The sequence below is a fragment of the Mycobacterium sp. P2_H7 genome, assembly GCF_056403275.1.
The window spans coordinates 1-351 of the sequence record NZ_JBFUFU010000091.1; the positions used below are offsets into that span (position 1 = coordinate 1).

At 63.5% G+C, this 351-nt stretch carries 1 protein-coding gene; it reads left to right on the forward strand.

Annotated features, from left to right (window positions below; all coding sequences use genetic code 11):
• Window positions 1–351: dioxygenase family protein (locus tag AC1DY7_RS31500; protein WP_477497680.1), on the forward strand; the 351-nt coding region annotated here is incomplete at both ends.

Here is a 351-nt window from a genome sequence, read left to right on the forward strand (position 1 = left end):
ACGATGATCTGATCCACAATTTCGCAAAGCCCGGCGAAAGCGCAATCGGCGAGCCCATCATCGTCTATGGCCGGGTGCTCGACGAGCGCGGCGTTGGCGTCTCGGGCGCGCTGCTCGAATTTTGGCAAGCCAATGCAGGCGGCCGCTACCGCCACAAGAAGGACGGCTATCTCGCGCCGCTCGATCCGAATTTCGGCGGCTGTGGCCGCACCATAACCGACGCTGATGGCGGCTATGCCTTTCGCACGGTGAAGCCCGGTCCCTATCCCTGGCCGAACGGGCCCAATGACTGGCGGCCCTCGCACATCCATTTCTCGGTGTTCGGCCACGGCTTTGCGCAGCGGCTGATCA